This window comes from Nitrosospira multiformis, assembly GCF_003050865.1.
Lineage (GTDB): Bacteria > Pseudomonadota > Gammaproteobacteria > Burkholderiales > Nitrosomonadaceae > Nitrosospira > Nitrosospira multiformis_E.
Window position 1 is genome coordinate 1 of the sequence record NZ_QAOK01000078.1, and the last position, 1,268, is coordinate 1,268.

Here is a 1,268-nt window from a genome sequence, read left to right on the forward strand (position 1 = left end):
ACCGCTTCTTCTTCATGGCAAACAGCCCTCCTTTCAAGGTCAAGTTTGCCGAAAAACTCACTTTCTGTCTGGTCCTGAATTCCTAAAGCAGATCACCTGCTGATTGATCTCCTCATCCGGACCATAATCGAGTACCATTTCCCCGCGCTGGCTGTCGAGATTCAAAAGCGCGGTCGGGGAAAAGCTGCCGGCATCACCAAAATAACAGGTGCTTTGCGAATTATTCCTTATCATCAACCGCAGCACGGAGAGAATATCGTTTTTCGACGAAATGCGATATTTCCTGTTGTTATCAGGAAGGTCGGGTCTGCTGTCTGCCATGATGTCTATACAGGTTCTGCTCATTCATATGGGGTTTCGCAATGCGCGAATGATCGTTCCTCCCCCAAGATACTGTCACTGTAGGTGCTGTCACTGTAACATCGACTCCGCATCCGGGAATTTTCCCGGCCATGTGCGGATGGCGCGATGAAGGATCAAAGGCTTGCGCGCGACGAGCCCGAGGGGTGACGACTATTCTCCTTATAACGGCCGCAAAACGGAGTACCGTAGCAAAACAGCTTTTGTTGACAAAAAAATCCCGGGTATTGAAAGCACGCGGGCTTGCATTGACTCAGAGCAAGCGGAAGAAAGGAAGGAGACTCAGAATCGAACCCAAAGCCAGGAGGGTTTATAAATCAATGACCATATTTTGCTTGACATTTCTAAATAATCCACATTTTTTGCCTGAGTCACATGCGCAATTCCAGCACTACCTGTCAAAAGCCCATGGGTCTTGATTTTTATTCAAGTATTTGATAATAAATATATTTAAAAAAAGTTCAAAAAATAGCCGGATAAGAAAAAATGTTACAGAAAGGTGACTTACTCATCGTTTACATAGCTTATCAACAAACTTATCCACAGCAATTGTGGACAATCGAAAAGGCGGTGACGGCTAGGGCTTGTTGACGTTTTGATCTAAGGTTTTGTGATCAGGAAGAAACCCTGTATTGTTAAAGCTCTCATACAGTAACAACACGAGTTTTCGATGCCCCGATTGCTGCTCAGTGACGAGCATTGGTCGAAGCTGCATAAGATTCTGCTGCAGAAGACCATATACGACAAGCCTGATCTGCGCATGACCGTCGAGACCATGCTTTACCGGATACGTACAGGCTGCCCCTGGCGAGATCTGCCGCAGGCAAGTGGATCGAGATTTTCAAGGCGCTCGTGGTTGAACCTGACCTGGGCTTTTACCGATGGCAGTCATGCCAGCGCACATCAGC

General features: G+C 46.9%; 2 protein-coding genes. One reads left to right on the forward strand and one right to left on the reverse strand.

Going from position 1 to position 1,268, the window contains the following annotated elements; translation table 11 throughout:
• Positions 1–57: 57 nt before the first annotated feature.
• Entirely contained in the window at positions 58–321 is a 264-nt protein-coding gene (locus tag C8R21_RS15525) for a flagellar brake protein (protein ID WP_181258982.1), read from the reverse strand.
• Between the two features lie 709 nt (positions 322–1,030).
• Between C8R21_RS15525 and C8R21_RS15530 the strand changes: the two genes are divergently transcribed.
• Positions 1,031–1,268 (forward strand): transposase (locus C8R21_RS15530; protein WP_375136012.1); only part of this gene is annotated, 238 nt, incomplete at its 3' end.